This is a genomic window from Streptococcus sp. HMSC070B10 (assembly GCF_001808665.1).
Classification (GTDB): Bacteria; Bacillota; Bacilli; order Lactobacillales; family Streptococcaceae; genus Streptococcus.
In genome coordinates, this window is sequence record NZ_KV794178.1 from 1 (window position 1) to 988 (window position 988).

The window sequence follows — 988 nt, forward strand, 5'->3', positions numbered from 1 at the left end:
TTCATCAATTCCTCTTTCTACAACGCAAAAGGGCCTCACAAAGTGAAGCCCTTTTGGTGTGATGCTAAGCGCATCTATTCATCGATTACGTTAATTATAAGGGCTTTTTTATATCTTGTCAAGTATTTAATTAAAAAAATTTTAAAATTTCCGATAGAATCTATTCCCCTTTTAGGGTTAGCAGTTTGGTTTTAGATAATCTTCTCAAATACCATTGTGGCTTGAATGCGGTCACCACCGCCTAGTCCTTTGCTTCCACCATTGGCGGTTGTGATTGTATGCAGGCGGTAGCCTTTTGAAGCTTGTTTATTGATAACATCTTCCAATTCTGTAAGGTTTCCTGATCCAGTGCCGAAAAACTTTTCTTTCAAAGTTACCTGAAGGACAACGTAGTGTAGTCCATTTACTCCAGATGCAGTAGAAAAGCTTCCTTCTTGTTTTACAGTGTCAAAAAATCCCATGGGGGGTTACTCCTTTTCGTCGTCTCTCTCAGATAGTTTTTTAACTAAATCAAAAGCTATTTTTTTATCATAGTCATTTAAAGAAATATAGTTGATTAAAATATCTGCAAAATTTGTACCAATTTCAGCATCATTTATTATTAACTTTTCTATAGTCAGCATGTAGCTTTGATTAAAATTCACTAAGCCTTTGCCGAAATTCTCGTATTTTTTAGGATTATTTATATGTTTTTCAATGTTCTCATATGCTGATTGAACCTTTTTTAGTAAATCATAATTAGGTTTAATGTTATTTAATTCATTCATATCAAGATTTTTAAAAAAATCTTGTAATTTAGTAGTCATTTCTTCGGGAGATATTTTATCATGGCCTAAAAGAGTTGCGACACTTACCCCAAAGAAGTCAGCAAGTTGCTGGGCTTTTTCTGGTTTAATTTGACGTTCACCTTTTTCCCAATAAATGTAAGTTCTTTTTGTAACTCCTATTTCATCAGCTATTTCTTGCTGGGTCATTCCTACTTTACCGT

The 988-nt window shown here is 33.7% G+C and carries 2 protein-coding genes; both read right to left on the reverse strand.

The features are described 5' to 3' along the window. Nucleotides 1-191 precede the first annotated feature (191 nt). Nucleotides 192-461 (reverse strand): DUF4177 domain-containing protein, encoded by a 270-nt coding sequence (locus HMPREF2613_RS05590; RefSeq protein ID WP_004261908.1) that lies wholly within the window; start codon nucleotides 459-461, stop codon nucleotides 192-194. 6 nt (nucleotides 462-467) lie between these two features. Further along, a partial coding sequence (locus tag HMPREF2613_RS11765) for a helix-turn-helix domain-containing protein (RefSeq protein WP_070479602.1) occupies nucleotides 468-988 on the reverse strand: 521 nt, incomplete at its 5' end.

Excerpts from the sequence above, each read along its gene's own strand:
- HMPREF2613_RS05590 (WP_004261908.1), bottom strand. The coding sequence starts at position 461 with ATGGGATTTTTTGACACTGTAAAACAAGAAGGAAGCTTTTCTACTGCA.